Source organism: Acinetobacter sp. UBA2063 (assembly GCF_002333245.1).
GTDB lineage: Bacteria > Pseudomonadota > Gammaproteobacteria > Pseudomonadales > Moraxellaceae > Acinetobacter > Acinetobacter parvus.
Genome location: NZ_DDAH01000255.1, coordinates 6,825 through 10,039, shown reverse-complemented (window position 1 = coordinate 10,039; position 3,215 = coordinate 6,825). Strand labels below are relative to the sequence as shown.

At 41.2% G+C, this 3,215-nt stretch carries 5 protein-coding genes; 4 read left to right on the top strand and 1 reads right to left on the bottom strand.

Annotated features, from left to right (window positions below; all coding sequences use genetic code 11):
- Nucleotides 1-756: ABC-F family ATP-binding cassette domain-containing protein (locus tag B4H32_RS12060; protein WP_286803258.1), on the bottom strand; the 756-nt coding region annotated here is incomplete at its 3' end.
- A gap of 32 nt (nucleotides 757-788) precedes the next feature.
- Between B4H32_RS12060 and B4H32_RS12055 the strand changes: the two genes are divergently transcribed.
- The 4 genes from B4H32_RS12055 to B4H32_RS12040 form a co-directional block, all read left to right on the top strand.
- A complete protein-coding gene (locus tag B4H32_RS12055; RefSeq protein ID WP_004674576.1) occupies nucleotides 789-1,034 on the top strand; it encodes a SlyX family protein in 246 nt (81 codons plus the stop codon).
- A gap of 15 nt (nucleotides 1,035-1,049) precedes the next feature.
- Nucleotides 1,050-1,994 (top strand): PIN domain-containing protein, encoded by a 945-nt coding sequence (locus B4H32_RS12050; protein WP_286803255.1) that lies wholly within the window; start codon nucleotides 1,050-1,052, stop codon nucleotides 1,992-1,994.
- A 72-nt stretch (nucleotides 1,995-2,066) separates the two neighbouring features.
- Nucleotides 2,067-2,516 carry a hypothetical protein gene (locus tag B4H32_RS12045; protein WP_004680560.1) on the top strand — a complete coding sequence of 150 codons (450 nt, stop codon included), beginning with the start codon at nucleotides 2,067-2,069 and terminating at the stop codon, nucleotides 2,514-2,516.
- A 33-nt stretch (nucleotides 2,517-2,549) separates the two neighbouring features.
- Nucleotides 2,550-3,215, top strand: a 666-nt coding sequence (locus tag B4H32_RS12040) for a toprim domain-containing protein (RefSeq protein WP_286803253.1), incomplete at its 3' end; no start/stop codon positions are given.

Here is a 3,215-nt window from a genome sequence, read left to right as displayed (position 1 = left end):
TTCTTCTGCTTCCATTTGCTGAGCTTTGAGGTCGAGGTAACGTGAATAATTGCCCTCATAACCACGCAAAACACCACGATCAAGTTCAACAATACGTGTTGCAATGCTGTCAACAAAGGAACGGTCATGTGAAATAAATAAAAGAGTTAGATTATTCTGGTCGAGCAGGAACTTTTCTAACCATTCAATACTTTCTACATCTAAATGGTTGGTTGGTTCGTCCAGTAATAACACATCAGGCTGGGTTAATAGGGCGCGGGCAAGCAAGACACGACGCTTACGCCCACCAGACAAGTCAGCCAGATCGGCATTTGGGTCTAGCCCCATTTTGCCCAAAATGGTATTGACCTTGTTTTCCAGTGCCCAGCCATCCAGTTGGTCGAGTTTGTGCTGGAGCATGCCCATACGGTCACAGGCTTCCATATCGCCTAATACACAGGCATCACTTGCTTCATGGTAGTCTTTGAGTACGGTTGCAGCTTCGCCTGCGCCATCAGCAACAATATCGGCCACTTTGCCTGAATCCATCGGCACGTCCTGGGCTAACATTGAAACAGTTAAACCATTTTGAATCGAAACTTCACCTGTATCAGGTAATAAGCTTCCCTCAATCAGTTTTAATAAAGTAGACTTACCCTCGCCATTACGACCGATTAAACAGACTCGTTCGCCACGCTCCAGATTAAAGTTCGCGCCGTCGAGTAGGGCAGGTCCGCCAAATGCGAGATGGACATCCCTTAAAGTAATATAGGCCATAATGTTTCCTAAAAGCTCAGATGAGGTCTGAAATGACTAAACCAAAAAATTTTGATGATCACGCGTCATTTTCCGCACCCATTGAAGATTTGCAAGTGCGAATTGCATTTTTGGATGATTTAGTTGAGCAATTGAATCAACAGCTCGCCATTCAGACGCGTGAAATTGCTGATTTAAAAAAACAGATGCAGTTGTTGTACCAGCGTGTTGAGGCATCTGACTTGTCTGAGGGAATAGCCGCTTTTGATCCCATGAGTAATAAACCACCACATTATTAAAATATGATAGGTCATATGCAGAACATATTATTATTGGATATCGAAAACCAACCCAAAAAAGTTCGTGAATTAAACTTTCTATTAAAACAATACAGTCAAGTGATTTTGGTTTATGCAAATTCACATTTAAATATTGCACTAGATGATTTAATGGAACTCAGTCTTGCCATACAAGATAAACGCTTGCTCATCATTAAAATGCCTAAAACAGGTGCAAATTCTGCTGACTTTGGTTTGACATTCATAGCTGGGCGTTTGTCTGCTCAGTTAGATAAAGGAAGCTCAATTGATGTCATGTCAAATGATGCAGCGATGTCTTATGCAGTTGAGTTACTTGAACAAGTGGGAATTCAATCGGCACAACTCAAACAGCAATTAACTGAACCTAAGAAAATGGTTGAGGTAGCTGTCACAACGATTGAAACTAAAATCAACCCATTACAAGTGACTTTTGTAGATGATACTATACATAAGGCTGTGCAACTTTTACTTAAAAATCAGCCCAAAAAGAGCAAATCGTTGCTGAAATCATTAATGTCCTGGTGTAGTTTAAATCAACAACAAGCTGAAGATATGTTACTTGATTTACAAAAATTACAGATGGTTTCAATCAAGCAGAATAAACTTGAATATCATCAAAAACAAATGAAAAAGTTTCTACAAGTCAATGGAACAAAAGCAGTAAGTGATGATGATAAAATGACAATGGCATATATTAAAGAACGTCCACATTTGATGCATATCAAGCAATACTGTGACTATTTATCCAAAGTCAACAATAACAAACCCTCAAAGTTAGAAACCTTATCTAATTCAATCAAGGCAGCATTGAAGTTTGAAAACCAAGCGCAAATTACACATATGCTAAATTTGCTGAAAAAGTATCAAATCGTTCAAATTCAGGAAAATAAACCTGTTTATTTACAAAATAATATCGACCTTTGGGCAATGCTAAAATAAATATAATGTGATCAACTTGCCTTTTAACTTAAACTTATGTAACGCTAATAAAAGGAAGTTTTAGGCGGCTATATGAGTAATATTGGAATTTGGATCACGGTTGCGATTGTACTGTTTGTACTTGGCTCTATTTTTGGCTTACGTGTCAGTCCACGGGAAAAGGCGCTTGGCATGATGCGTGAGCAGGCGCGTAAAATGGGGCTGCATCCACGTTTGATTGTGGCACCTGAATGGACAAAGATTCCAATGGCATCCGAAAAACGTGCCAGCATGGTGGCTTATTATAGTGTACTGATTCCAGATGCACGTTTGGCACTCATGCGCGCGCGCGTGGTGGATGGAAAACTTCAGGTGGTGCAGGGTGATCAGAAATTTAATGATTTACCCATTGCATTAAAAGGAGTTTATGCTATTGATATGCAAGCAAACTGTGTCGGGCTATATTGGGATGAAGAAACTGATTTAAGAGCCACTCAGCTTGAAGCAATGAAAGCATATTTACATGAATTAGCTCAGCGCTAATTATTTGATTAATTATAGGAAAAACGATTTATTATGGCGAATACTCCACGCTCTGCTTCCAAAAGCACAGCAGCTTCTAACTCTGCTGCAACTAAACGTGCCTTAGTGATTGTGGAGTCGCCTGCAAAAGCGAAAACCATTAATAAATATTTGGGTTCACAATTTATTGTCAGGTCATCGGTCGGTCATGTGCGTGACCTACCTACAGGTGGCGGTGCAAAATCGACTGAAAAGAAGCCTGCCACCCGTACCAAACTGACCGAAGCGGAAAAAGAACAAAAAGCACAATCTGCCCTGATCAACCGTATGGGTGTCGATCCAGAACATGACTGGATTGCCCATTATGAAGTACTGCCTGGCAAGGAACATGTGGTTGCCGAACTAAAAAAACTCGCTAAAGATGCGGATGCCATCTATCTCGCAACGGACTTGGATAGGGAAGGAGAGGCAATTGCATGGCATCTACGGGAAGTGATCGGTGGTGATGATAGCCGTTACCATCGTGTGGTCTTTAACGAAATTACCAAGAATGCCATTCAGGAAGCATTTAAACAGCCAACACGTCTAGATTTAAACCGTGTCAACGCGCAACAGGCACGCCGTTTCCTTGACCGTGTGGTGGGCTTTATGGTATCGCCATTGCTGTGGGAGAAAATTGCCCGTGGTTTATCGGCAGGCCGTGTTCAATCGGTTGCGGTA